Below are 24791 nucleotides of genomic sequence, written 5' to 3'. Positions count from 1 at the left end.
GGAGAAGATGGCCGCCAACGACGACCCGCACTTCCAGGCGCGTGCCGTTGTCATCAAGGAGCAGCGCGCCGAGCTCGCGAAGCACCACGTCTCGGCGCAGACGCGGTGCGGTACGGCGCGGGCCGGCGCTCGGATGTACCGCACGGAGCAGGGCGGGTACCCGTCTTCGTCCCGGGCACCCGCACCCGATGGCACGCTCCTCGCTCCGTGGCGGTCCCCCGGGCCGGGTTCGTGGTCGGCCGGTGGGCGAAGCCGCCGCAGGAGCTTGTCCGTTGCCAGCGTCGCGCGCGGGGCCGGGTCGCGCAGGGGTCCGATCGGCCCGACCCGGGCCCGCTCGGCCCTGCGCCGACTCGGTGCCCCCTGCGTCTCTGCCCAGCCCGTCCGCTCCCCGACCGGCGTCCTGTCAGATCGTCTTGCGCCCCCACAAGGGGTCCACGCGCTCCCACTCCGCGTCCCACTCCTCCAGGCGCCGCCGTTCCAGCCGGCCGCGCACGAGCCGCCCGCCGACGAAGGGGACACCCGCGACACTCACCCCCACCAGGACACCCACCAGCGAGGCCCGCAGCCGCGCCTGGGACGGGGTGGCGGGCCTGGTCACGAGTTGGCCCTCGCGGTCGGTCCACACGGTGACCGTGGTGCCCAGGGAGCTACCGGCGAAGACCCTCGCCTGGCCGCTGCGGGCGGACCCGTCCGGCGCGCTCCAGTGCACCTTCGCCCACACCATGTCGCCGCCGGATCCCGGAGCGCCCGGAGTGGAGGTGGTCGGGGCGTTCTCCGTGAGCCGGGCCGGGACCGTGTGCCACTCCGCCCGCTCCCGTGCGAGGCCGTGTTCCACGTTCTGCGTCGCCAGCAGGCCGCCGAGCACTCCGCCGAACACGGTCAGTGTCCAGGCGGCGAGCACAATCCACGCCTCCAGCGCGTCCCCGGGACGCCGCAGCGGATTGCGCCGCCATCGCCACAGCCACACTTTCGGACCACGGAATGCCGCCATGGATGGCATCCTCCTCACGACCGCACGGACATGCCCCGTCGCCCTCCCATACGCGGCCGGCGCGCCCGATGCTCACGGCGTGACCGGCGACACGTCCGTCGCACCGGCCCCAGCGCCCCGTGCCTGCGTTCGGCGGGGACCCGGCACCACCCCGCAGGCGCCCCGACGCACCCGCCCCGACCTGCTGTGATGCCGCGCCCAGAGGTGACTGTCAGTGGCGAGGTGCAGACTGGCCCGTACCTGAGACAACGACGTCGCGGAGGTGGTCGGCATGGCCGACATTCTGCTCACCGTAGGCACACGCAAGGGGCTGTTCATCGGGCGGCGCCGCAGCGGGGCCTGGGAGTTCGACGAAAGTCCGTACTTCAACGCGCAGGCCGTGTACTCGGTCGCCATCGACACCCGCGGCAAGACCCCGCGGCTGCTGGCCGGCGGTGACAGCGCGCACTGGGGCCCGTCCGTCTTCCACTCCGACGACCTGGGCCGGACCTGGACCGAACCGGCCCGGCCCGCCGTCAAGTTCCCCAAGGACACAGGGGCTTCGCTGGAGCGGGTGTGGCAGCTGCACCCGGCGGCAGCCGAACCGGATGTGGTGTACGCGGGCACGGAGCCGGCCGCGCTGTACCGCTCCGAGGACCGGGGCGAGTCCTTCGAGCTGGTGCGCCCGCTGTGGGAGCACCCCACCCGCTCCCGGTGGGTGCCGGGCGGTGGCGGTGAGGGCCTGCACACCGTGCTCACCGACCGACGCGACCCGCGGGCCGTGACGGTCGCCGTGTCCACGGCCGGGGTGTTCCGCACCAAGGACGGGGGAGCGAGCTGGACGCCGTCCAACTCCGGTGTATCCGCGGTGTTCCTGCCCGACCCCGACCCGGAGTTCGGCCAGTGCGTGCACAAGGTCGTCCAGGACGCGGCGACACCGGACCGCTTGTATCTGCAGAACCACTGGGGGGTCTACCGCAGCGACGACGCGGGCGCTCACTGGACGGACATCGGTGAGGGCCTGCCGTCCACGTTCGGGTTCGCCGCGGCCGCCCATCCGCACCGTGGTGACACCGCATACGTCTTCCCGATCAACGCCGACGCGGACCGCGTCCCGGCCGACCACCGATGTCGTGTCTACCGCACGGCGGACGCGGGCAAGAGCTGGGAGCCGCTCTCGGCCGGGCTCCCCCAGGAGGACCACTACGGCACGGTGCTGCGGGACGCGATGTACACGGACGGCGCGGACCCGGCGGGCGTGTACTTCGGCAACCGCAACGGCGAGGTGTTCGCGTCGGCCGACGACGGGGACAGCTGGCAGCAGTTGGCCGCGCACCTGCCGGACGTGCTCTGCGTGCGCGCCGCGGTCGTCGGCTGAGGCGATCGGGGGGGAACGATCGGCCATGAAGTCACGCTCTCCGTCCGGGACGCGCCCGGTTCGTCGACTCGTCGGTCAATCCCGGTCGCTCTTCGGCCACCGGGTGATCTCCGCCGTGTGTACGGCAGTAGGGTGACGCCCGTGGCACCACGACCGTTGCATGAAATCGTCGAACCGGGCTGGGCGAAGGCCCTCGAACCCGTCGCCGGGCGGATCGCCGAGATGGGCGACTTCCTGCGCGCGGAGATCGCCGCCGGGCGCACCTATCTCCCGGCGGGGGCGAACGTCCTACGGGCCTTCCAGCAGCCCTTCGACGAGGTCCGCGTCCTCATCGTGGGGCAGGACCCGTATCCCACCCCGGGACACGCGGTGGGTCTGTCCTTCTCCGTCGCGCCGGAGGTACGGCCGCTGCCGGGCAGCCTGATCAACATCTACCGGGAGCTCAACACCGACCTCGGGCTGGCCCCGCCGTCCAACGGTGACCTGACGCCGTGGACGCAGCAGGGGGTGCTGCTGCTCAACAGGGCGCTCACCACGGCCCCGCGCAGCCCTGCGGCACACCGCGGCAAGGGCTGGGAGGAGGTCACCGAGCAGGCGATACGCGCGCTGGCCGGCCGCGGGCGGCCGCTGGTGTCGATCCTGTGGGGTCGCGACGCGCGCAATCTGCGCCCGCTGCTCGGCGATCTGCCGTCGGTGGAGTCAGCACACCCCTCCCCGATGTCGGCGGACCGCGGGTTCTTCGGCTCCCGCCCCTTCAGCCGTGCCAACGATCTGCTGACCAGGCAGGGCGCGGAGCCGGTGGACTGGCGCCTGCCGTGACGCACTCCGGTGCGGCTCCCGGCGTGGTGTCCGGTGTGCTGGCAGTGGACTCCGGCGGGTCGGGTCTGCGCGTCGTGCTCGCCGTCCGCGGCGACGCCGGTGCGCCCATTTCTGCCCCGCTCGTGTCCAAGGAACCGGTGCGCACGGGGCCGCGGGGTATCGACGCCGGGCATCTGCTGGAGCAACTCCTGCCGATGGCCGGACGGTTGATGGCCGACGCCGGGGTCGACGCGCCGGCGGCGGTCGTCATCGGGGCCGCGGGACTGGCCACACTCGGCGACGAGCTGCGCGCGAGACTGCCATCGGCGCTGGCGCGTGAACTGGGCGTACGGCGGCTGGCATTGGTCGCCGACGCGGTCACGGCGTACTCGGGGGCGCTCGGTTCCCGGCCGGGTGCCGTCATCGCCGCCGGAACGGGCATGATCGCGGTCGGTACGGACCTGGAGAGCTGGCGCAGGGCCGACGGATGGGGTCATCTGCTCGGCGACTGCGGCGGCGGGGCGTGGATCGGCCGGGCCGGGCTGGAGGCGGCCGCCCGGGCCTTCGACGGGCGCCCGGGCGGATCCCCGGCGTTGCTGGCGCGCGCCGAGGCGGCGTTCGGGCCGATGCCGGGTCTGCCGGGCAAGGTGTACCCACGCAGCGACCGGCCCGCGGTGCTCGCCGCCTTCGCCCCCGAAGTGGCGGCGTGCGCCGGAGGCGATCCGGTCGCCGCGAACATCCTGCGCGCGGCCGCGAAGGACATGGCCGACTCCGCGGCCGCGGTCTGCCCTGATACGGCGGAGGCCCAAGTCGCCCTCACCGGCGGACTGTTCAAGATCGGCGACGCCCTTCTCGTACCCCTGCGTGATGAGCTGGCGGCGCGGCTGCCGCACGCACGGCAGGTACCGGCGGCGGGCGACCCACTGGCCGGCGCCGTGAACATCGGCATCGCCCTGGCGAACGACGCGCTCGCACTGCCCCGCGACGAGCGGATGCTGTTCGTGGTGACCGAAGCCCGTGACACAACCGGCGGCGACGGCTGCTGAGGAGAGCGGCTCTGCAGAGCGGTTGAGCGGCGTGACCGAAAGCAGTGGCCGAAACCTGTGGTTGATCGTGCCGTACTGCTCACTTCTGATCGGTTCGTAACTCATCAGACAAAAGCGGACGGATACCGCTCACCTGCACCCTCCCCGAACAGGGGAACCCAGGAAACCAGTAACATTCGGCGCCATGAGCTCCCCCACTGGGCCCGCGTCCGGCCTGCCTGTACGAATGCCGCGACCCCGCCAGCCCGGGCGGCACCGCCGTCCGGAGCCCCTGGCGGCTCCCGAGGGCGCGCCCGCGCTCGTCCTCGCGGTGCCGGGCACGCCCAGCGCCGCCATGCGCAGCCTCGCCGAGGAGGTCGTGAGCATCGCGCGCTCCGAGCTCCCCGGCCTTGACGCCCGCATCGGGTACCTCGACGGGGACGACACCGAGTTCCCCACGCTGCAGTCCGTGCTCGCGCGCGCCGCCCAGGAGCGTGTGGCGCGATACGAGCAGGCCCGCGCCGCCGGTGTGGACGCCGCCGAGCCCGACGGCCCCGTCGCCGTCGTCGTGCCGCTGCTGGCCGGTCCGGACAACGCGCTGCTGCGCCGTCTGCGCCAGGCCGTCATGGAGAGTCGTGTCGCCGCCGACCTCGCCGATGTCCTCGGTCCGCACCCGCTGCTCGCCGAGGCGCTGCACGTTCGGCTGTCCGAGGCGGGTCTCGCGCGCGCCGACCGCGCCCGGCTGTTCACCGTGGCGACCGCCGCGGACGGCATCATCCTCGCCTCCGTGGGCGGCGAGGAGGCCGTGCAGGCGGCCGGGATCACCGGCATGCTGCTCGCCGCGCGCCTCGCCGTGCCGGTGATGGCGGCCGCTCTCGACGAGGAGGGCTCGATCGCGGCCACCGCCGAGCAGCTGCGCGCCTCGGGTTCCCAGAACCTGGCGCTCGCGCCGTACCTGATCGGCCCGGAGATCGAGGCGGGGCTGCTGGACGCGGCCGCCAAGGAGGCGGGCTGCTCCGCCGCCGAGGCGCTCGGCCCGTACCCGGCGATCGGCAAGCTCGCGCTGGCCAAGTACACGACCGTGCTGGGCATCACCCCGCAGCAGGCGCAGGGCACGCCGGCTCGCTGAGTCCGGGATCGCCGCACGTCGAAGGGCCCGCTCCTCTCGTAGGAGCGGGCCCTTCTGCCGTACGCGGGCGGCTGGTCAGCCGAAGACCACGCAGGATGCCGCCGGAGCCTCCACCGAGCCGCCGAGGCGCGGTACCCCGGTGTCCGGGTCGACCAGGAACCAGGTCACGTCGCCGGAGCGCTCGTTGGCCGAGTACAGGAAGCGCCCGGAGGGGTCGATGGCCAGGGCACGCGGCCAGTGGCCGCCGCAGGGCACCGTGGCGACCAGCCGCAGCCCCTCGCCCACGGCGTCGGGGGTGAGCACGGACAGTACGTCCTGGCCGCGGGTGGCGGTCCACACGAAACGGCCGTCGGGCGAGACGACGATGCCCGACGGGTAGGCGTCGCCGTCCGGGACACCCGACAGCACCGGCGTCTCGCCGACCGGCCGCAGGGTGCCCTCGGCGGCGTCCCAGCGGCAGGCGGTCACGGTCGGTGCGAGTTCATTGAGTACGTACGCGTGTTCGCCGCGCGGGTGGAACGCCAGGTGACGGGGCCCTGAGCCGGGACGCAGCGCGAACTCGCGGTGCAGCGTGAGCGTTCCGCCGTCCAGGGTGCACACCCTCACGGAGTCCGTGCCGAGGTCGACGCTCACCGCCCACCGGCCGCTGGGGTCGGGCTGCACCTGGTGTGCGTGCGGGCCGTGCTGGCGTGGGGTGTGCGGGCCCGAGCCGGTGTGCCGCAGCACGCTGGAGGGCGCATCGGAGAGGGTGCCGTCGTCGCGGAGGGGGACGGCCGTGACGCTGCCGGAACCGTAGTTGGCCGTCAGGACGTGCCCCGCGTGCACGCTGAGGTGCGTCGGACCGCTCCCGCCCACCGGCACCGGCGGTGCGGCCAGCTCGGCCTTGTCTCCGGTGACGCGGTACGCGGCCACCGCTCCGTCGGCGGTCTCGCTGACCGCGTACAGCATGTCCTTGGCGGGCGACAGGGCGAGGTACGAGGGGTCGGGGATGCCGTCCGTCGCGCTGAGCACGGTCAGCGCGCCGTCGTTCCGGTCCACGGCCGCGGTGAGGACGCCCGGGCCCCCCGCCGCCGTGAACGAGCCGATGAACGCCCGTGGTTGCCGTCTGCCCTCTGCCACTGCCGTCCCCTCTCCGTCCTGCGCTGTCCGGGGCGACGGTAGCAGTCGAGGGCCAGCGGTCTAGACCATGTCGGCACCGTCGGCGCGCGCGTATGCCTGCGTGTGCTGGACGTACGCGGGCGTGCGCTCCACCGTCTCGCACATACCCCGGCGTCAGGCGCCGAGGAGCGGGGAGCGGCGGGAGCCGCGCAGGGGCGTGGCGAGGGCCGCGAGCGCCCGCTCCAGGCCGTGCAGATGGGCGAGAGCCTGCTCGGCGCCCGGGTGGTGGCCGGGCGCGCCCGCGTGCGCTGTCGCGGCGCGTTCCGGTACCGCCCCGACCAGCGTCTCCACAGCCGCCTCCACGCGCCTGCAGGCGGCCGTGAGGCGTGCGTCGTGGGAGGCGTCCGGGTCGGCTGCGACCGCCGCGAGACCTCGTACCTCACGGGCGCAGTCGTCGAGCAGGGCGAGGACCTGCCGGGCGCGGGTCTTGCGTGCCCGGATCGGGTGGAGCGGGTGCACCAGGGGCGCGACCGCCATCCGTACACGCCCCAGAAGTGCTTCGAGCTCGGCCGCGCGCGGCGCAGGGTCGGCCGTGGCGTCGCCCGCGAGCCGTGCGGCGGCCGCCGCGGTGCAGCCGTGCACCGCGTACAGCGCCCGGTGCACCCACTGGTCGGTGACCGCGTGCGTGGTGATCGGCAGGACGAGCGCGACGGCGAGCGCGGCCCCGAGCGCGCCGACGCCGGTCTCGGCGAGGCGCAGCACGAGGAGGCCGGGGTGGAGTACGCCGAGCAGGCCGTAGAGCAGGCCCGCCATGACGGTGACGAAGAACATCATCCAGCTGTACGACAGCGCCGCCGTGTAGAAGATGCCGAAGACGCAGACGGCGACGAGCACGGCGGTGGGCGCCGGAGCGCCGTGCAGCGGTACGGCGATCAGGAGGCCGGCCGCGATGCCGGTGACCGTTCCGAGGACGCGCCGGAAGCCGCGGACGAGGGTCTCGCCCCGCGAGGTGGTGTTGACGAAGATCCACCAGGCGGCGCAGACAGCCCAGTACCAGCGTTCGTGGGACAGCACCTGGCCGGCGGCGATCGCGAAGGCGCAGGCGGCGGTCGCCTGGAAGGCCTGGCGCGTGACCGGCCGGGCGAGGCCGCGCCCGGCGAGCGGGGCGGGCGGCGCGGGGAGGGGGGTGCGCCGCTCGACGCACCACGCGCCGAAGCGCACGGCCGAGGCGACGGCCAGGGACAGCGCTACCGCCGCGGACAGCTCCGGCAGCTGCCCGGGGACGGCGTGCAGGAACTGCGTGGTGAAGAACATCATGAACGCGAAGATGCCGAGCGCGTGGCCGCGCGGCCCCCAGCGGCGGGCGTACACCCCGCAGAAGATCACCGCGAGCCAGATCGCGTCGCGCAGCGCCGGGGCCCCGTGCAGCGCGGTCGCGAGCGCGAGGACGGGGAGACCGACGACGGGCAGCAGCGCGGTGGTGCCTGCCTGGCGGCGCACCGTCGGATCACCGACGGTGAACAGCGCGAGGAGCGCGGCGAGCCCGCCCGTGATCGAGGCGGACAGGGAGAACCCGGCCAGCTCCGAGACCGTCACCGCGAGGCCGATGCCGAGCACGGCCCGCAGCGAGACCCGCAGTCGGACCAGTCCCGGATCCGGCGCCATGAACATCTTCTTCACCTTCGGCGGCCCGCCCCCACTTCGCTACGTCGTCCGTCCCGGTTCAGGACATGGGTGTGCCCGTTCAGGGCACGGGAGTCCTGGGCCAGGACGTGGCGTCCGGGTGCAGGACATGGGAATGGCGCCGCGGGCACGGAATCCGGCTTCGTTGCCGTCCTGCGCTGCGCGGCGCCATCAATACGCACAAGGTAAACAGGAGTGGGGCAGTGGCTCAACTCGATCGGATTGAGCTGAGCCATTGGTACAGTAAATCTCAATAACTTCTGACCGCAGGGAGGCCAACGGACCATGGCCGTGGACGGACTCGACACCCGCATCCTGCGGCTCCTGCTGGAACAGCCGCGCACCAGCGTGCGCGAGTACGCCCGCGTCCTGGGCATCGCGCGCGGCACACTCCAGGCCCGTCTCGACCGCCTGGAGCGCGACGGGGTGATCACCGGCACGGGCCCCACCCTGTCCCCCGCGGCGCTCGGTCACCCGGTGCTGGCCTTCGTGCACATCGAGGTCACGCAGGGCCATCTCGACGACGTGAGCGACGCGCTGGCCGCCGTGCCGGAGATCATCGAGGTCTTCTCGATCACCGGAGGCGGTGATCTGCTGACCCGGGTCGCGGCGCGGGACAACGGACACCTGGAGGACGTCATCCAGGCGCTGATCAGCCTCCCGGGCGTCGTGCGCACCCGCACCGAGGTGGCCCTGCGCGAACGCGTCCCGCACCGGTTGCTGCCGCTGGTGGAGTCGATCGGGCGCGCGGCGCGCGGCTGACCCCGCGCCACGGGGCGCCGGACGTGGGCATCCTGGAGGTCATGAGCATTCTCGGCGGTATCTCGGTCATCTTCGATCTCGACGGAACACTCGTGGACAGCGAGCCGAACTACTACGAGGCATCGCGCGAGCTGCTCACCCACCACGGCTTCCCCGGCTACACCTGGCGCGACAACGAGCAGTACGTGGGAATCGGCACCTGGGAGACGCTCGGGATCTGGAAGGCGCGCTACGGGATCGCGGCGCCACAGAGCAACCTCCTCGCCGAGCTTAACCACCGCTATCTGGCGCTCGCCCGCACCTCCACGCCCGTGTACCCGCAGATGCGCAAGTTCGTGGAGCTGCTGGCCGGCGAGGGTGTCCCCATGGCCGTGGCCTCCGGCTCGTCACCCGAAGCGATCGAGGCGATCCTGACGGGCACGGGCCTGAGCGCCTGGCTCAGCACCACGGTCTCGGCCGACGAGGTCGCGCACGGCAAACCCGCTCCGGATGTCTTCCTGGAGGCGGCCCGCCGTCTGGGCGCCGCCCCTGCCGACTGCGTCGTCCTGGAGGACGCCGCCCCGGGCGCGGCCGCCGCGTACGCGGCCGGAATGCGCTGCATCGCCATCCCGTACGTCGCCGCGCAGGCCGACGCCCCCGCCTTCGCGACGGCCGAGCTGCTGCTGCGCGGCGGCCAGAGGGCGTTCACGGCGCGTGCGGCGTACGACTGGCTCGCGAACCCTGCGCCCGCCTCCTGATCTCCTCGCGGCAATGGGGCTCGGCTTCCGGAGGACGCCGTCGGCCAGGGCTCCCCGCCAGGCAGGGAGCCTGTTGACGTTGGTGTCACTGTCCATGAGCATGGCGGGGCCGACCCGGCCACGGCCTTTCCGGAGGGGTTCATGGGCGCTGCCGCCGTACTCGTCGCCAACCGCGGGGAGATCGCCGTACGAGTCCTGCGTGCCGCCTCCGAGGCAGGGCTGCGCACGGTCGCGGTGTACGCGGAAGATGACGACGCGCACGCCCGACGGGCCGACGAGGCCGTGCCGTTGAAGGACTACCTCGACGCGGACGCGGTCCTGGACGTCGCACGCGCGACCGGCTGCGCCTTCCTCCACCCCGGGTACGGGTTCCTCAGCGAGAACGCCGCGTTCGCGCGAAGCTGCGGGGCCGCCGGGATCACCTTCGTGGGCCCCTCCCCCGAGGTCCTGGATCTCTTCGGCGACAAGTCCCGTGCCCGCACGCTCGCGAAGGAGCTCGGGGTGCCCGTCCTCGCGGGGACGGAAGGGGCCACCTCGCTCGACGACGCACGGGAGTTCCTCTCCGGCGGGGCCGTGATGATCAAGGCGGTCGGCGGAGGCGGCGGGCGCGGCATGCGGGTCGTCCGTACGACCGGACAACTCGACGAGGCCTGGGAGCGCTGCCGAGCGGAAGCCCAACAGGGGTTCGGACGCGGCGAGTTGTACGTGGAACGCTTGGTGGAGGGTGCCCGGCACATCGAGGTGCAGATCCTCGGTGACGCCACCGGCGCCGTCACCCATCTCTGGGAGCGGGACTGCAGCGCCCAGCGTCGCCACCAGAAGCTGATCGAGATAGCACCCGCGCCCGAACTGGCCGACTCCACAAGGCAGAAGCTCCTCTCCAGCGCCCTGCGCATGGCCCGCGCCACCCGGTACACGGGGCTCGGCACCTTCGAATTCCTGGTCAGGGGCGAGGAGTTCCACTTCATCGAGGCCAATCCACGCCTCCAGGTCGAGCACACGGTCACGGAGGCGGTGACCGGCGTCGACCTGGTCGCCGTACAACTGCGCCTGGCGGCGGGCGAGACGCTGGCGGACGTCGGGCTCTCGGGACCGCCGCCGTCGCCACGTGGCTGCGCCGTCCAGGCGCGCGTGAACGCCGAGGTGACCTCGGCCGACGGGTCCGTGCGGCCGTCGGCCGGGCGGCTGACGCGGTTCGACGTACCGACGGGTCCCGGTGTGCGCGTGGACACCGCCGCGCGCTCCGGCGCGGACCTCGGCGTCCGCTACGACTCACTGCTCGCCAAGGTCGTCGTCCATGCGCCTAACGGCTTCGAGGCCGCCTGCGCGCGGGCTCGCACAGCGCTCGGCGAGTTCGGGATCGAGGGCGTACGGACCGGCATTCCCCTGCTGCGGGCGCTTCTTGAGCAGCCACGCTTCTGGAGCCACACCGGCTTCGTGGAGACGCATCTGCCCGAGCTGCTGCCGGTGGAGGCGGACGTCTCGCCGGTGTCCCCCGGGGGCTCGGTGGGCGCGCCCATGAGCGGCACGGTCGTCTCGGTCGACGTGGTGGTGGGCCAACCCGTGCGCTCCGGGCAGCAGTTGCTGGTCCTCGAAGCGATGAAGATGGAGCACGTCGTCAGCGCTCCGGGCTCCGGAGTCGTCCGCGCCGTGCACACGCGCGTCGGGGAAACGGTCGTCGAAGGCCGTCCCTTGATGGCGCTGGACGAAGGGGGCGGCCCGGGCGAAGAGGCCGGGATCGAAGGCACACCGGATCCGGACGTCGTACGGCCCGACCTGGCCGAGGCGGTGCGCCGTCACGCCTTCGGCCTCGACGAGAACCGCCCCGAAGCCGTCGCGAAACGGCACTCGACCGGCCGCCGGACCGCACGCGAGAACATCCACGACCTGTGCGACGAGGGGACGTTCACCGAGTTCGGGGCGCTGGCGATCGCCGCGCAGCGCCGACGCCGCTCCCTCGACGACCTGATCCGCTCCACCCCCGCCGACGGCATGGTCACGGGCACGGGGCACGTCAACGGCGCGCCGTGCGTGGCGATGTCGTACGACTACACGGTCCTCGCAGGTACTCAGGGGCTGCAGAACCACCGCAAGACCGACCGGATGCTGGAGCTCGCCGAGCAACGGCGGCTGCCCGTGGTGCTGTTCGCGGAGGGAGGGGGCGGTCGACCGGGCGACACGGACACGACCTCCGTCGCCGGCCTGGACGTGACCACCTTCCACCGGATGGGCCGCCTCAGCGGACTGGTCCCGCTCGTCGGCATCGCCTCGGGACGCTGCTTCGCGGGCAACGCCGCCCTGCTGGGCTGCTGCGACGTGGTCATCGCGACGCCCGAGGCCACGATCGGCATGGGCGGCCCCGCGATGATCGAGGGCGGTGGACTCGGCGTGTACCGGCCCGAGGAGGTCGGCCCCCTGTCGGTCCAGGTCCCCAACGGTGTCGTGGACATCGCCGTCCAGGACGAGGCGGAGGCCGTACGGGTGGCACGGCAGTACCTCTCATATTTCCAGGGTGCACAGGGAAGTTGGGAGGAGCCGGACCAGCGGCTGCTGCGCCATGCCGTGCCGGAGAACCGGCGGCGCGCCTACGACATGCGGGCGGCCGTCGCGACGCTGGCGGACCTCGGCTCGGTCCTGGAGCTGCGCCCTTCGTTCGGGGTCGGCATCCTGACCTGCCTCGTCCGCGTCGAGGGACGTCCGCTGGGGCTGATCGCCAGCAATCCGGCCCACCTGGGCGGTGCGATCGACCGTGACGCGGCCGACAAGACGGCCCGCTTCCTGCAACTCTGCGACGCCTTCGGCCTCCCGGTCGTCTCCCTCTGCGACACCCCGGGCTTCATGGTGGGCCCGGACGCCGAACGCACCGCCACCGTCCGGCACTTCGCCCGCCTCTTCGTCACCGGCGCGAACCTGCGTGTGCCGCTCGTCAGCCTCGTCCTGAGAAAGGCGTACGGCCTCGGCGCCATGGCCATGATGGGCGGCTCCACCCGCGCTCCCGCGGCCACCGCGGCCTGGCCCAGCGGAGAGTTCGGCGGCATGGGCCTGGAGGGTGCGGTGCGGCTGGGCTATCGCCGGGAGTTGGAGGCCATCGCGGACGCGGACGAACGCGCGCGTGCCTTCGAGGCCCGGGTGGCCGAGCTGTACGAGCACGGCAAGGCGGTCAATGCGGCGGCTGCGCTGGAGATCGATGCGGTGATTGATCCGGCGGAGTCTCGGGGATGGATTCTGCGGGCGTTGGAGGGGGGTGAAGGGCCGTCTGGCGAGCGGCGGTCGTTCGTCGATACTTGGTGACGCTCAGTCAGGAACATGGCGCAGCCCAGGCGTTGTCTGCGATGACCGGGTCGTCCAGACTTCCTGCACACGGTGTCGGCGAGGGTACGGCGGGGAACATGGCACTCGGTGACGAGGAACAAGTACAGCGACGGATCGCCGCGGCACGAGACGCGGACGAGCTCGATCTCGGAGTCTTTGAACTCACCGAGGTTCCGGGCGAGCTGGCCGAGCTGACTCACCTCAGGCAGCTCGACTTGAGCGCCAACAGCCTCACCGCGCTGCCGGATTGGCTCGGGAGTCTCACCAACCTCACTCACCTCAACCTCATGCTGAACGAGTTGACGGAGCTGCCCCTGTGGATAGGAAACCTCAGAAATCTGAGGCAGCTCGAGCTCAACATGTGTGGATTGACCAAGCTTCCGGAGTCGATCGGAAACCTCACCCAACTCACCGATCTCTTCCTCAACGGCAACAGACTGACCGAGCTGCCGACCTCGTTCGGCAACCTCACCAGTCTCGAACGTCTCGAACTGTCCGGCAGCGCCCTGACCCTCCTCCCGGACTCATTCGGCAACTGCACCAACCTCAACCGCCTCGGGCTCAGGGACAACCGACTGGTCGGCCTGCCCGACTCGTTCGGCGATCTCGCCAGTCTTGATGTCGTCGAACTCGACGGAAACGAACTCACCACCCTGCCACCAGAGGTCGTGGCCGCAGGCACGGCGACCCTGCTCGCCTTCCTCCGCGAACGGTCCACCAGCCGGACAACGCGCCAGTGGTCCTCAAAGGTCGTCTTCGTGGGCGAAGGCCGCGCAGGAAAGACGTCCCTCATCAAGTCGCTTCTGGACGAACCCTTCGAAAGCAATGAGAGCAGCACGCACGGTCTGAACGTCATCAACCTCGACCTCCCGCACCCTCACCCACAGCGCGATGTCGTCATGCGGCTGTCCACCTGGGACTTCGGCGGCCAGGAGATCTACCACGCCACGCACCAGTTCTTTCTCACCGACCGCTCGCTGTTCGTCCTCGTCTGGGACGCGCAGATCGGCTGGGAGTCCACGAAGCTGTACTACTGGCTGGACATGATCAAAGCGAGGGCTCCGCGTGCCCCCGTCATCCTGGTCGCCACCCATCTCGGGCCGCGCCCCGCCGACCTCCCCTTGGCAGACCTGCACGCGGCGTATCCCGGCATGATCGTCGCCAGCATGGAGGCCGACAACGAGACGCGGCAGGGCATCGGTGAAGTCAGGGACCGCATCGCCGAGCAGGCCTCCCGGCTGCCCCTCATGGGTGTGGTCTGGCCGGAGGCCTGGCTGAATGCCACCGAAGCGCTCCGGACCGACTCCCGCAACCATGTCGATCCACAAGGAATGGCCGCCCTTCTGGCCGAACACGGCGTCACGGACCCCGGCCATCAGCGCGGCCTGACACAAGCCCTGCACAGCCTGGGTGACGTCCTGGCCTACAGCGACGACCCGGAGCTGGGCGACATGGTGGTACTGCGTCCGCAGTGGGTGACCGACTACATCAGCAGGGTTCTGGACGCACCGGCGGTGCGGCAGAAGGACGCACTGTTCACCAAGGCGCATCAGAGCGAGCTGTGGCACGACCTCAGCACGGATCTGCGCCGGCACTTCGTGGCCCTGATGGAGCGCTTCGACCTGTCCTACCGCACGGATGACGGCACCAGCAGCATCGTCGTCGAGCTGCTGCCCTGGGATCCGCCCGCGTACCAGGAGGACTGGGCGGCCACGGAGTCCGCGCACCGCGAACTGCGGCTGCGCTACCGGCTGCACACGGTTCCTCCGGGCATCCCGACCTGGTTCATCGCCCGCGAACACCGTTTCACCGCCGGGCTCCACTGGCGCAGCGGGGCGCTGCTGCGCCACCCGGACGGCGAGCACACCGCGCTCGTGACGGTCGACCGCATCGCGAAGACGGCCGAGCTACGCGTCCGCGGGCCTTATCCGCAGGACTTCCTCGCGATCCTCAAGGACGGCTTCGAGCAGACGCTGCGCCGCTATCCCGGCCTTGAGATCAACCGTTCGGTGCCCTGCCCGGGAAGACTGCCCGACGGCTCGGAGTGCACGCACGAGTTCCCGCACGATCAGCTCAAGGCCCGCCTGGCACGGACGCCCCCACGGGAGGAGGCGGAGTGCCCGGTCGAGATCAGAGACCACAACGTGAGGCAGTTGATGCAGGGCATCGAGCCCCCGGAGGCCCGGCGGTCCGAGGAGCTGCTCACGCAGACAAGGGACGAGGTACGGCGCATGACAGACGTCGTCGAGCGCCAGCGGCAGGACCGGGACGCACAGCATGACGGCCTGCTGCGCGCCCTTGAGCAGATGGAGGCCAAGCAGGCCTCCATCGCCGCGGAGCAGCAGCGGGCCGCGCTCGCTGCCTGGCGCGGTCACCAGACGTCCCAGCAGGTGACCTGCCCGAGCGTCGTGTCGGTCTCCCGCGTGACACGGCGCCGGGCCCTGGGCATGGTCCGCGGCTCCTGCTTCCAGCTGCGGCTGTACTGCGAGGCCCCGGGCCAGTGGCATCCGGCGCCCGGTCACGAGCCCTACGAGGTCCGGGCGACGTCACAGCTGGAGACGACGCTCCTGCCGTACGCCCGGGGCCTGTTCAAGATCCTGCGTTACGCCGTCCCGGTGGTCGGGGGTGTCATCGGGGTCGCCTCCGACGATCTCGACAAGGTCCTCAAGGACGACATCAAGCTGATGAAGGCACTCCTCGACACGACGTCCGAACTCGCGGAACAGGACGACCCGGCCGACATCGCCTCCATGAACACCCTGGTGAAGGCGCAGTGGGACGCGGAGTTCCGTGCGATGCGCGCCCTCCTCGAACAACTCGACCCGCACGGGCGCTGGGGCGGCCTGAACAAGATCCTCACGCCCGAGGGCGACACGCTCTGGCTCTGCGAGGACCACGCCCGGCCGTACCGCAACGCGCTCCCCGCCGCTCCCACACCTGTGCCGGGGCAGCTTCCGCCGGCCTCCTGACGTTCGTCAGGCGACCGCCGAAGCCTCCCGCCGGTCCCGGTGAATCGGTGTGTGCGCCCCGCTCAACGACACCCCCGTCCCGCCCTGCCGTGCCGCGACGATCTCCGCCGCGATGGACAGGGCGGTCTCCTCCGGTGTGCGGGCGCCGAGGTCGAGGCCGATCGGGGAGTGCAGACGGGTCAACTCCCGTGCTGTAACGCCAACTTCGCGGAGTCGGCGGTTGCGGTCCTCGTGGGTGCGGCGGGAGCCCATCGCCCCGACGAAGGCGACCGGCAGCCGTAGGGCCGTCTGCAGGAGAGGTACGTCGAACTTGGCGTCGTGGGTGAGGACGCACAGGACGGTGCGCGCGTCGGTGGTGGTGCTGCGGAGGTAGCGGTGGGGCCAGTCGACGACGATGTCGTCGGCCTCGGGGAAGCGGGCCCGGGTGGCGAAGACGGGGCGGGCGTCGCACACGGTCACGTCGTAGCCGAGGAACTTGCCGACGCGGACCAGCGCCGACGCGAAGTCGATCGCACCGAAGACGATCATGCGGGGCGGCGGCACGTTCGACTCGACGAGCAGGGTGAGGCCGCCGGGGCAGTGCGAGCCGTCCTCGGAGAGGTCGACCGTGCCGGTGCGGCCGGCGTCCAGCAGGGCCCGGGCCTCGGCCGCCGCCGTACGGTCCAGCTCCGGGTGGCCGCCGAGCCCGCCCTCGTACGTTCCGTCGGGCCGTACGAGCAGGGCCGTGCCGAGGAGTTGGGCCGGGCCCCCGGCGACCCGGACGAGGGCCGCCGGTTCGCTGCGTGCGGCGGCCGTCAGCGCCGCACGCAGCACCGGGCGGGCGGGCGCCGCCGCACGCACCGGGGTGACCAGGATGTCGAGGACGCCGCCGCAGGTCAGCCCGACCGCGAAGGCGTCCTCGTCGCTGTAGCCGAATCGTTCGAGGACGCTCTCGCCGTCCTCCAGCGCCTGGACGCACAGGTCGTAGACCGCGCCCTCCACACAGCCGCCGGAGACCGAGCCGATGACCGTGCCCGTGCTGTCGACGGCGAGGGCGGCGCCGGGACCGCGCGGTGCGCTGCCGCCGACCGCCACGACGGTGGCGACGGCGAAGTCCCGGCCCTCCTCCGCCCACCGGTGCAGCTCGGCGGCGACATCAAGCATGCGGGCCTGCCCCGAGGACGCGGTCGGGGCGGATCGGCAGGCTGCGGTGGCGTACGCCGGTCGCGTGCCAGACCGCGTTGGCGATCGCCGCCGCGGCGCCCACGATGCCGATCTCGCCGATGCCCTTGATGCCGACCGGGTCGTCCGGGTCGGGGTCGTCGATCCAGTCCGCCTCGATGTGCGGTACGTCGGCGTGCGTGGCGACGTGGTAGCCCGCGAGGTCGGCGCCGTAGTGGCCGCCCGTGGCCCGGTCGCGGACCGCCTCCTCGTGCAGGGCCATGGAGATGCCCCAGGTCATGCCGCCCACGAACTGGTTGCGTGCGGTGAGCGGGTTGACGATCCGGCCCGCCGCGAAGACGCCGAGCATGCGGCGCACGCGGACCTCGCCGGTGGCGGGCTCCACGGCGACCTCCGCGAACTGTGCGCCGAAGGAGTGCCGCTCCTTCTGTGCGAGGGCGCCGATGGCCGCGGTGGTGTCCGACCGTGCGGTGATCCCCTCCGGGGGCAGAGTGATCCCGGGTACGAGCCGCTCGCGCAGTTCACCGGCCGCGGCCGTGACCGCCCAGGCCCAGGAGCGGGTGCCCATCGAACCGCCGGCGATGAACGCCATCCCGAGGTCGCTGTCCCCGATGTGCACCCGGACCCGGTCCGTCGGCACCTCCAGCGCGTCGGCGGCGATCAGGGTGAGGGCGGTCCGTGCGCCGGTCCCGATGTCCGTCGCGTTGATCCGTACGGTGAAGGTGCCGTCCGCCTCCGCCGTCACCGCGGCCGTGGAGGGTGCCGCCCCCGCGGGGAAGGAGGCGGCCGCCGTGCCGGTGCCGAGCAGCCATCGTCCCTCCCGGCGAAGGCCCGGACGCGGGTCCCGGTCCGCCCAGCCGAACCTGTCGGCCCCTTCCCGGAAGCAGGCGAGCAGGTTGCGTCCGCTGAACGGCAGCCCTGAGATGGGGCCCCGCTCGGGCTCGTTGCGGGCGCGCAGCTCGATCGGGTCGATGCCGCACTTCTCGGCGAGTTCGTCGAGGGCGGCCTCCAGGGCGAAGGAGCCCGGCGCCTCGCCCGGCGCGCGCATCCAGGTCGGCGTCGGTACGTCCAGCCGTACGACCTGGTTGCTGGTGTGGTGGGCGTCGGCGTCGTACATCGTCCGTGCCACACCGGCGCTCGGCTCGATGAACTCGTGCACGGTCGAGGTGAGGCTCAGGGAGCGGTGTTCCAGCGCACGCAGCCTGCCGTCCGCGTCGGCGCCGAGCCGGACGCGTTGGGCCGTGGGGCTGCGGTAGCCGGCCAGCGAGAACATCTGACGGCGCGTCATGACGACGCGTACGGGGCGCTGCAGAACGGTCGCGGCCATCACGGCCGCCACCTGGTGGGCGCGCACGCCCTTGCTGCCGAAGCCGCCGCCGACGTGTTCGGAGCGCACCCGGACCGAGGCCGGGTCGAGCGAGAAGAGACTGGCGAGTTCGGCGGCGACCCACAGGGTGCCCTGGTTGGAGTCGACGACTTCGAGCCGTCCGCCCTCCCACCGGGCCGTCGCCGCGTGCGGCTCCATCGGGTTGTGGTGTTCTTCCGGGGTGGTGTACTCCACGTCCACGACGACGGCGGACGCGGTGAGTTGGGCCTCCAGGTCACCCTTCTCCACCACCGCCGGCATATGGGCGTCCACGGGATACGCGTCCGGGTGCTCGCTCCGGAACGTGACGTCGTGCGGCTCCTCCTCGTACCTCACCACGAGCGCCTCGGCCGCCTCCCTGGCCTGCTCGGAGGTCTCGGCGACGACCAGCGCCACCGGCCAGCCCAGATAGGGCACTTGGTCGCGCTGGAAGACGGCCGTGGTCGGGTCCGGCGGGGTGCCCAGGAGGCCGATGTAGTCGGCGTCGACACGCGGGGCGTTGCCGTGGTGCAGGACGGTGATGACGCCGGGCATGGCGAGGACCGGGTCGGTCTCCACCGCGCGGATACGGCCGCGGGCGACGGTGGACAACGCCAGCCAGCCGTGGGCCAGTTCGGCGAAGGGGATCTCGCCCGCGTAGCGGGCTGCTCCGGTGACCTTGTCGCGGCCCTCGACCCGGGTGTGCGCGGTGCCGACGGCGCCCTTCGCGGTCGTACGTCCGGTGGTGGCGGCGGTGGTCATCGGGCGGCCTCCTCGGCGAGTTCGGTCAGGACGGCCACCACGAGGTTGCGCATCAGGGTCACCTTGTATCCGTTGTCGGCCAGCGGCTCGGCGGCGGCCAGTTCGGCGTCCGCGGCGGCGGCGAAGGTCTCGGCGTCGGCCGGCGCCCCGGTCAGGGCGCGTTCGGCGGTTCGGGCCCGCCACGGCCGGGAGGCGACCGCCCCGAAGGCCAGGCGCACCTCGCGTACGACGCCGTCGTGGACGTCGAGGGCGGCGGCGATCGAGCCGATCGCGAAGGCGTAGGAGGCGCGCTCGCGCACCTTGCGGTAGCGGGAGTGGGCGGCGACCGGGGCGGGCGGCAGCGTGACACCGGTGATCAGCGCGCCCGGCGGCAGGACCGTCTCCCGGTGCGGGGTGTCGCCCACGGGCAGATAGAACTCGGCGAGCGGCAACTCGCCGGGCCCGTCGGGCGTTTCGTACGATACGACCGCGTCGAAGGCCGTCAGTGCCACGCCCATGTCCGAGGGGTGCGTGGCCACGCAGTGCGCGGAGGCGCCGAGGATCGCGTGGTTGTGGTGCTCGCCCAGGACCGCGGGGCAACCGCTGCCGGGCGCACGCTTGTTGCACGGCTTGGTGACGTCGGCGAAGTAGCCGCAGCGGGTGCGCTGGAGCAGGTTGCCGCCGACCGTGGCCATGTTGCGCAGCTGCCCGGAGGCACCGGCCAGCACCGCCTGGCTCAACGCCGGGTAGTGGCGGCGGACTTCGGGGTGCGCGGCGAGGTCGCTGTTGGTGACGGTCGCGCCGATGCGCAGGCCGCCGTCCTGCGTCAACCGGATCCGGTCCAGGGGCAGTTCGCGTACGTCGACGAGCCGGGAGGGCCGCTCGACGCCGGTCTTCATCAGGTCGACGAGGTTGGTGCCGCCGCCGAGGAATCGGGCGTCGGGGTCGGCACCGAGCAGGGCGACGGCGCCGGTGACGTCGGACGCCCTTTCATAGCCGAACTCCCTCATGCCGCTGCCTCCTTGGCCTCGTCCGCCTGCCTTTGCCCCAGTCCCTGCGTCTGCGTCTGCGTCGCTTGAGCGGCCTCGGCGACCGCCTGGACGATGGAGACGTAGGCTCCGCAGCGGCACAGGTTGCCGCTCATGCGCTCCCGGATCTCGTCGGGGGTGAGGGGTGGAGGCCCTGTTTCCGGCCGTACGTCGGTGGTGGCCGCGCTCGGCCAGCCCGCCGCGTGTTCCTCGATCACCGCGATGGCCGAACAGATCTGCCCCGGTGTGCAGTAGCCGCACTGGTAGCCGTCGAGGTCGAGGAACGCCTGCTGCACCGGGTGCAGTTGGTCGCCGTCGGCCACGCCTTCGATGGTGGTGACCGAGCGCCCCTCGGCGGCGACCGCGAGCTGCAGACAGGACACGGCGCGTCGCCCGTCGAGCAGCACCGTGCAGGCTCCGCACTGTCCCTGGTCGCAGCCCTTCTTGGTGCCGGTCAGATCGAGGTGCTCGCGCAGTGCGTCGAGCAGTGTGGTGCGGTGGTCGACGGGCAGGGAGTACTGCTCGCCGTTGACGGTCAGGGTGATGGCGCTGTACGTCGAAGGGGCGGAAACTGCGGCCATGATCAGCCTTCTTTCGCGGGTGGGCGCGTCGAAGTCGGACGGGCGAAACCGGCAGGGAGTTCGCACGGAGATGGCGCTGTACGGAGAGGACAGGGGGGTGGGCGGGGAGTGCGTGGGCCCGCGGCTGCGCGGTGCGCGACAATGCGGGTGGGCGATCGGTTCCGGCCATCCCCAGGGGCCGCGGCTGCCGCTACGATGGGCCCAAGCGGACAGCTGTCCGCTTACCCACGAACCTAGCGGACAGCTGTCCGCTTAGCAAGGGCGGCCTGCCGCGATCCCGGAAGGAGGACGAGTGCAGCACAAGCGGGACGACAACGACGCGCCGCGCTCGGACACCCCCCTGCGCTCCGACGCGCAACGGAATCGCGAACGCATCCTGGAGGTCGCCCTGGCCGAGCTGACCCGTTCGGCCGACGCCCCGCTCAGCACCATCGCGAAGAAGGCGGGCGTGGGGCAGGGCACGTTCTACCGCAACTTCCCGAACCGCGAGGCCCTCGTCCTCGAGGTCTACCGCCACGAGATGCAGCAGGTCGCCGACGCCGCCGCTCCGCTCCTCCGGGCCCATGCCCCGGACGTGGCCCTGCGCATGTGGATGGACCGCCTCGCGCGCTACGCCATGACCAAGGCGGGCCTGGCCGAGGCGATGCGCAAGGCCGTCAGCGGACCCAACGGCCCAGCCCGGCCGGCCCACAATCCCGTGACCGAGGCCGCCACACTCCTGCTGAGGACCAACGAGGAGGCCGGCACCATCCGCCCGGGTGTGACAGCGGGCGATTTCATGCTCGCCATCTCCGGCCTGTGGCAACTCGACCCCCACACCGACTGGCAACCACGCGCCACCCGCCTCCTGGACCTCGTCATGGACGGACTGCGCGCCGGGGCAGCGGGGAACTGAGCGGCGCCGAAGCGGACAGAGATCGTGCACGGCGGCCCGGGCAGTGGCGGGCGGGTGGGTCTCGTCCCGGTGTGAAGCGACGTTTGAGTGGCGCTTGAGCAGTCCTGCGGCTGTCCGTGGCACCGTCATCGACATGTCTCAGAGGCGGGTCAGTCAGTCGTTGGTCGACCGCATCACGCATCTCCGTCGCAGTCTCGCGGGGACTCCGCTGGTGCCTCTAGTGGGCGGTGACCTGGACATCGTCGCCAAGCTTGAGTTCTGCAATCCGACCGGCAGCGCCAAGGACCGCTCAGCGCTGTGGATCCTGGAACAGGCGATCACCCGTGGGGAGATCACCCAGGGCACCACGGTGATCGAGTCGTCGTCCGGCAACTTCGCCATTTCGCTGGCGTTCTACTGCCGCATGGTGGGTGTGCCCTTCGTTCCGGTCATCGACCCCAATTGCAACGAGGCCACCGAGGCTCAGCTGCACCGGCTGTGCGCCCGGGTGGAGAAAGTCACCGCTCGGGACGCCACCGGCGGATTCCTCAAGACCCGCCTGGCCAGAGTGCGAGAGCTGACGGCGGAAGTGGACCACGCGTACTGGACCAACCAGTACGCCAACGAGGACGCCCTCAACGCGCACTACCGGTTCACCGGGGGTGAACTGGTCGGTGCCACGGGCGCGATCGACTACCTCTTCGTCGGCGTCGGGACCGGCGGCACCATCGCGGGCCTCTCGCGCCGGGTGAAGGAGGCCTTTCCGCGGTGCGTCGTGGTCGCCGTGGACACCGAGGGCTCGGTGATCTTCGGCGGCCCGCCCGGGAAGCGGAGGATCCCGGGCATCGGCTCCAGCATCGTGCCCCCGCTCGTCGAACAGGCCCTGATCGACGACATCGAGATCGTTCCCGAGACCCGCGCCGTCGAGGGCTGCCACGCGCTCGTCGCCCGGCACGGCCTGTTCGCCGGCGGCTCGACGGGAAGCGTCTACTCCGCCGTCCAGAGCTACTTCGCCAGAAACCCGGTCACCGGCGCCCGCCCTGCCGTCGCCCTGCTGGCCGCGGACCGCGGCAATGCCTACGCCAAGACCATCTACAACCCCGCCTGGGTCCGGCAGTTGCGCGCCGAGGAGCCGCTGACGTCCGCGCAGTCGCGCGGCAGGGCCAGGCAAGCCGAAGGAGGAATACTGGCGTGCGTGCACTAACCCTGCCGTCCCTGACGGTCATCGGCGCGAGCGAGGTCGCCGCCGAGGTGGACAGCAACCGCCCGGAGTGCCTGGAGATCGTCCGGGCCGCCTACCTGGCGCACGACGCCGGTGACAGCTCCAACCCCCACAGCTCCTTTCTCCGGTTCCCGCACCAGAGCCGCTCGCGGATCATCTCGCTGCCCGCCTATCTCGGCGGTGACTTCGACGTCGCCGGAAACAAGTGGATCGCCAGCTTCCCCGACAACACCGGGCACGGCATCCCCCGCGCGTCGGCCACGCTGATCCTCAACGACTGCGACACCGGGTATCCGTTCGCCTGCCTGGAGTCCTCGATCATCTCCGCCACCCGGACCGCCGCCTCCGCGGTGCTGGGCGCCGAGCTCCTGCTCGGCGCACGGCGGGCACGGAAGGTCGGCATCGTCGGCACGGGGCTGATCGCCCAGCACGTGGCGAAGTTCCTGCGGGATCTGGGCTGGGAGATCGACGGATTCCGGCTGTTCGACCTCAACCCGGCGGCGGCCGAGCGGTTCGGCGCCACCCTCAAGGAGCAGTCCGAGGCCGAGGTGGTGACGGCGCAGCGCGTCGAGGAGGCCTTCGCCGACTGCGACCTGGTGGTGCTGACCACGGTGGCCGGCGAACCCCACCTGCACGACCCGGGGCTGCTCGCGCACGGACCGGTCGTCCTGCACCTCTCGCTGCGCGACTTCGCCCCCGAGGTCGTCCTCGCCGCGCAGAACTTCACCGACGACGTCGACCACGCCGTACGCGAGCGCACCTCGCTGCACCTGGCGGAGCAGAAGACGGGCAACCGCGACTTCCTCAACGGCACGATCGGCGATCTGCTGCACGGCCGTGTCGCCCGGGCACCGGGCCGCGCCGCGGTCTTCTCCCCGTTCGGTCTCGGCGTGCTGGACCTCGCCGTCGGCAAGTGGGTGTACGACCGGGTCGCCGCCGCCGGCAAGGGCGTACGGGTCGACGACTTCTTCGCCGGGGTGGAGGGCTGATCATGAGCAGCGCGGAGGAACGCTACGTCGTCGTGGTCAACGACGAGGAGCAGTACTCGATCTGGTTCGCCGAACGGCGACTCCCGGCGGGCTGGGCCACGGCGGGCAGGACCGGGACCAAGCAGGAGTGCCTCGCCCACATCGAGGAGGTCTGGACCGACCTCACCCCCCGTTCGGCACGGGTATCCGCCGAGTCGGCCGTCGCGGAAGGCGCGCTGCGGTGACCGGCACGGTAGCGGCCCCGGAAGGTGCCGCCGCACGGCTGTGGCTGCCCGGCCTCGGCAGCCGCGAACACACCGCGAACCGACGCCTGTTCGTCTTCCCGCACGCCGGGGCGGGCGCCTCCTCCTACCGGCTGGCCCGGCACTTCCCCGACGAGATCGAGGTCTGCGCCGTCCAACTCCCCGGCAGGGAGAACCGGATGGGCGAGTCACCGCTGCTCTCGGCGGACGCGGTGGTGGACGCGCTGGCGCCGCTGATCGCGTCCCGGACCGAGCTGCCGTACGCGTTCCTCGGCCACAGCATGGGAGCGCTCCTCTCGTTCGCGGTCGCGCGGCGGCTGCGGGCGCTCGGCGCGCCGCTCCCCCTCCGGATGTTCCTGTCGGCGCACCGCGCCCCGCATCTGCCGGACCAGGACCCGTTGCACGCGCTGCCCGACGAGGCGCTTCTCGCACGGCTGGAGCAGTCCGAGTTCGCGGGGCTGGACCGCGAACTGCAGGAGTTCCTGCTGCCGTTGGTGCGCGCGGACCTGACCGTGTGCGAGACGTACGCACACCGGGACGAGGAGCCGCTGCGCTGCCCGTTCACCGTGCTGGGCGGCGCCGACGACGAGGGCGTCACGCAGGCCGAGCTCGCCGCCTGGATCGGGCACACGTCGGCCGACTTCGAGCTGCGCCTCTTCCCCGGCGGACATCTCTACCTGCGCGGTGCGGAGCAGCAGTTGGCGGAATCGATCACGCACGCCCTCACCGAATGGCGTTGAGAAAGGA

Annotated in this window: 20 protein-coding genes and 1 pseudogene; 14 read left to right on the top strand and 7 right to left on the bottom strand. The window is 72.0% G+C overall.

The window, feature by feature from the left end; translation table 11 throughout:
* Positions 1-94, top strand: a pseudogene (locus ABZS97_RS11685) (superoxide dismutase); the annotation flags it as partial.
* 309 nt (positions 95-403) lie between these two features.
* Here ABZS97_RS11685 and ABZS97_RS11680 read toward each other — a convergent pair.
* Positions 404-991 carry a DUF3592 domain-containing protein gene (locus ABZS97_RS11680; RefSeq protein ID WP_356136334.1) on the bottom strand — a complete coding sequence of 196 codons (588 nt, stop codon included), beginning with the start codon at positions 989-991 and terminating at the stop codon, positions 404-406.
* A gap of 271 nt (positions 992-1262) precedes the next feature.
* Here ABZS97_RS11680 and ABZS97_RS11675 point away from each other — a divergent pair, with 271 nt between their 5' ends.
* From ABZS97_RS11675 to ABZS97_RS11660, 4 genes are all read left to right on the top strand, one after another.
* Positions 1263-2348, top strand: a complete 1086-nt coding sequence (locus tag ABZS97_RS11675) for an exo-alpha-sialidase (RefSeq protein WP_356136332.1) — start codon at positions 1263-1265, stop codon at positions 2346-2348.
* Between the two features lie 141 nt (positions 2349-2489).
* Positions 2490-3167 carry a uracil-DNA glycosylase gene (locus ABZS97_RS11670; protein ID WP_356136330.1) on the top strand — a complete coding sequence of 226 codons (678 nt, stop codon included), beginning with the start codon at positions 2490-2492 and terminating at the stop codon, positions 3165-3167.
* Positions 3164-4192: a BadF/BadG/BcrA/BcrD ATPase family protein gene (locus ABZS97_RS11665; RefSeq protein ID WP_356136328.1), complete on the top strand. Its 1029-nt coding sequence runs from the start codon at positions 3164-3166 to the stop codon at positions 4190-4192. Before ABZS97_RS11670 ends, ABZS97_RS11665 begins: the two co-directional genes overlap by 4 nt.
* Before the next feature lie 184 nt (positions 4193-4376).
* Positions 4377-5300 carry a hypothetical protein gene (locus ABZS97_RS11660; RefSeq protein WP_356136326.1) on the top strand — a complete coding sequence of 308 codons (924 nt, stop codon included), beginning with the start codon at positions 4377-4379 and terminating at the stop codon, positions 5298-5300.
* A gap of 75 nt (positions 5301-5375) precedes the next feature.
* Here the strand turns inward: ABZS97_RS11660 and ABZS97_RS11655 are convergent, their stop codons facing one another.
* Together ABZS97_RS11655 and ABZS97_RS11650 are read right to left on the bottom strand one after the other, a co-directional pair.
* Positions 5376-6419, bottom strand: a complete 1044-nt coding sequence (locus ABZS97_RS11655) for a lactonase family protein (protein ID WP_356136324.1) — start codon at positions 6417-6419, stop codon at positions 5376-5378.
* 153 nt (positions 6420-6572) lie between these two features.
* Complete coding sequence (locus ABZS97_RS11650) at positions 6573-8069, bottom strand: FUSC family protein (protein ID WP_356136322.1); 1497 nt, start codon at positions 8067-8069, stop codon at positions 6573-6575.
* Between the two features lie 297 nt (positions 8070-8366).
* On the opposite strand from ABZS97_RS11650, the gene ABZS97_RS11645 reads away from it, so the two are divergent.
* The 4 genes from ABZS97_RS11645 to ABZS97_RS11630 all read left to right on the top strand — a co-directional run bounded on the left by ABZS97_RS11645 (position 8367) and on the right by ABZS97_RS11630 (position 15861).
* Complete coding sequence (locus ABZS97_RS11645) at positions 8367-8843, top strand: Lrp/AsnC family transcriptional regulator (RefSeq protein ID WP_356136320.1); 477 nt, start codon at positions 8367-8369, stop codon at positions 8841-8843.
* Positions 8844-8884: 41 nt separating this feature from the next.
* A complete protein-coding gene (locus ABZS97_RS11640; protein WP_356136318.1) occupies positions 8885-9580 on the top strand; it encodes an HAD family phosphatase in 696 nt (231 codons plus the stop codon).
* Between the two features lie 141 nt (positions 9581-9721).
* Entirely contained in the window at positions 9722-12871 is a 3150-nt protein-coding gene (locus ABZS97_RS11635; RefSeq protein ID WP_356136316.1) for a carboxyl transferase domain-containing protein, read from the top strand.
* Positions 12872-12969: 98 nt separating this feature from the next.
* Positions 12970-15861: a COR domain-containing protein gene (locus tag ABZS97_RS11630; RefSeq protein ID WP_356136314.1), complete on the top strand. Its 2892-nt coding sequence runs from the start codon at positions 12970-12972 to the stop codon at positions 15859-15861.
* A gap of 6 nt (positions 15862-15867) precedes the next feature.
* Here the strand turns inward: ABZS97_RS11630 and ABZS97_RS11625 are convergent, their stop codons facing one another.
* From ABZS97_RS11625 to ABZS97_RS11610, 4 genes are read right to left on the bottom strand one after another with little or no spacing between them, the layout of a single operon-like run.
* A complete protein-coding gene (locus ABZS97_RS11625) occupies positions 15868-17004 on the bottom strand; it encodes an XdhC/CoxI family protein (RefSeq protein WP_356136312.1) in 1137 nt (378 codons plus the stop codon).
* Entirely contained in the window at positions 16997-19129 is a 2133-nt protein-coding gene (locus ABZS97_RS11620; RefSeq protein WP_356136310.1) for a xanthine dehydrogenase family protein molybdopterin-binding subunit, read from the bottom strand. Before ABZS97_RS11620 ends, ABZS97_RS11625 begins: the two co-directional genes overlap by 8 nt.
* A complete protein-coding gene (locus ABZS97_RS11615) occupies positions 19126-20118 on the bottom strand; it encodes a xanthine dehydrogenase family protein subunit M (RefSeq protein ID WP_356136308.1) in 993 nt (330 codons plus the stop codon). The genes ABZS97_RS11620 and ABZS97_RS11615 overlap by 4 nt, the downstream gene beginning before the upstream one ends.
* A complete protein-coding gene (locus ABZS97_RS11610; protein ID WP_356136306.1) occupies positions 20115-20717 on the bottom strand; it encodes a 2Fe-2S iron-sulfur cluster-binding protein in 603 nt (200 codons plus the stop codon). The genes ABZS97_RS11615 and ABZS97_RS11610 overlap by 4 nt, the downstream gene beginning before the upstream one ends.
* A gap of 292 nt (positions 20718-21009) precedes the next feature.
* Between ABZS97_RS11610 and ABZS97_RS11605 the strand changes: the two genes are divergently transcribed.
* From ABZS97_RS11605 to ABZS97_RS11585, 5 genes are all read left to right on the top strand, one after another.
* Positions 21010-21612, top strand: coding sequence for a TetR/AcrR family transcriptional regulator (locus tag ABZS97_RS11605; RefSeq protein WP_356136304.1), 603 nt, complete (start codon positions 21010-21012; stop codon positions 21610-21612).
* A 133-nt stretch (positions 21613-21745) separates the two neighbouring features.
* Positions 21746-22795, top strand: coding sequence for a 2,3-diaminopropionate biosynthesis protein SbnA (gene sbnA / locus ABZS97_RS11600; RefSeq protein ID WP_356136302.1), 1050 nt, complete (start codon positions 21746-21748; stop codon positions 22793-22795).
* A complete protein-coding gene (gene sbnB / locus ABZS97_RS11595) occupies positions 22783-23802 on the top strand; it encodes a 2,3-diaminopropionate biosynthesis protein SbnB (RefSeq protein WP_356136300.1) in 1020 nt (339 codons plus the stop codon). The genes sbnA and sbnB overlap by 13 nt, the downstream gene beginning before the upstream one ends.
* 2 nt (positions 23803-23804) lie before the next feature.
* Positions 23805-24026: an MbtH family protein gene (locus ABZS97_RS11590; protein WP_356136298.1), complete on the top strand. Its 222-nt coding sequence runs from the start codon at positions 23805-23807 to the stop codon at positions 24024-24026.
* On the top strand, positions 24023-24784 hold the full coding sequence (locus tag ABZS97_RS11585; RefSeq protein WP_356136296.1) for an alpha/beta fold hydrolase: 762 nt from the start codon (positions 24023-24025) through the stop codon (positions 24782-24784). The genes ABZS97_RS11590 and ABZS97_RS11585 overlap by 4 nt, the downstream gene beginning before the upstream one ends.
* The last annotated feature ends 7 nt before the right edge of the window (positions 24785-24791 follow it).

Origin of the sequence: Streptomyces sp. NPDC005485, assembly GCF_040606085.1 — a bacterium.
In the GTDB taxonomy this organism is placed as follows: Bacteria; Actinomycetota; Actinomycetes; order Streptomycetales; family Streptomycetaceae; genus Streptomyces.
Note: the sequence above shows the minus strand (reverse complement) of the source record. Positions and strands in the feature narration are given on the sequence as shown.

Excerpts from the sequence above, each read along its gene's own strand:
- ABZS97_RS11590 (WP_356136298.1), top strand. The coding sequence starts at position 23,805 with ATGAGCAGCGCGGAGGAACGCTACGTCGTCGTGGTCAACGACGAGGAG.
- ABZS97_RS11620 (WP_356136310.1), bottom strand. The coding sequence starts at position 19,129 with ATGACCACCGCCGCCACCACCGGACGTACGACCGCGAAGGGCGCCGTC.
- ABZS97_RS11625 (WP_356136312.1), bottom strand. The coding sequence starts at position 17,004 with ATGCTTGATGTCGCCGCCGAGCTGCACCGGTGGGCGGAGGAGGGCCGG.
- ABZS97_RS11675 (WP_356136332.1), top strand. The coding sequence starts at position 1,263 with ATGGCCGACATTCTGCTCACCGTAGGCACACGCAAGGGGCTGTTCATC.
- ABZS97_RS11635 (WP_356136316.1), top strand. The coding sequence starts at position 9,722 with ATGGGCGCTGCCGCCGTACTCGTCGCCAACCGCGGGGAGATCGCCGTA.
- ABZS97_RS11630 (WP_356136314.1), top strand. The coding sequence starts at position 12,970 with ATGGCACTCGGTGACGAGGAACAAGTACAGCGACGGATCGCCGCGGCA.
- ABZS97_RS11645 (WP_356136320.1), top strand. The coding sequence starts at position 8,367 with ATGGCCGTGGACGGACTCGACACCCGCATCCTGCGGCTCCTGCTGGAA.
- ABZS97_RS11650 (WP_356136322.1), bottom strand. The coding sequence starts at position 8,069 with ATGTTCATGGCGCCGGATCCGGGACTGGTCCGACTGCGGGTCTCGCTG.
- ABZS97_RS11640 (WP_356136318.1), top strand. The coding sequence starts at position 8,885 with ATGAGCATTCTCGGCGGTATCTCGGTCATCTTCGATCTCGACGGAACA.
- ABZS97_RS11660 (WP_356136326.1), top strand. The coding sequence starts at position 4,377 with ATGAGCTCCCCCACTGGGCCCGCGTCCGGCCTGCCTGTACGAATGCCG.
- sbnA (WP_356136302.1), top strand. The coding sequence starts at position 21,746 with ATGTCTCAGAGGCGGGTCAGTCAGTCGTTGGTCGACCGCATCACGCAT.
- ABZS97_RS11610 (WP_356136306.1), bottom strand. The coding sequence starts at position 20,717 with ATGGCCGCAGTTTCCGCCCCTTCGACGTACAGCGCCATCACCCTGACC.
- ABZS97_RS11680 (WP_356136334.1), bottom strand. The coding sequence starts at position 991 with ATGGCGGCATTCCGTGGTCCGAAAGTGTGGCTGTGGCGATGGCGGCGC.
- ABZS97_RS11615 (WP_356136308.1), bottom strand. The coding sequence starts at position 20,118 with ATGAGGGAGTTCGGCTATGAAAGGGCGTCCGACGTCACCGGCGCCGTC.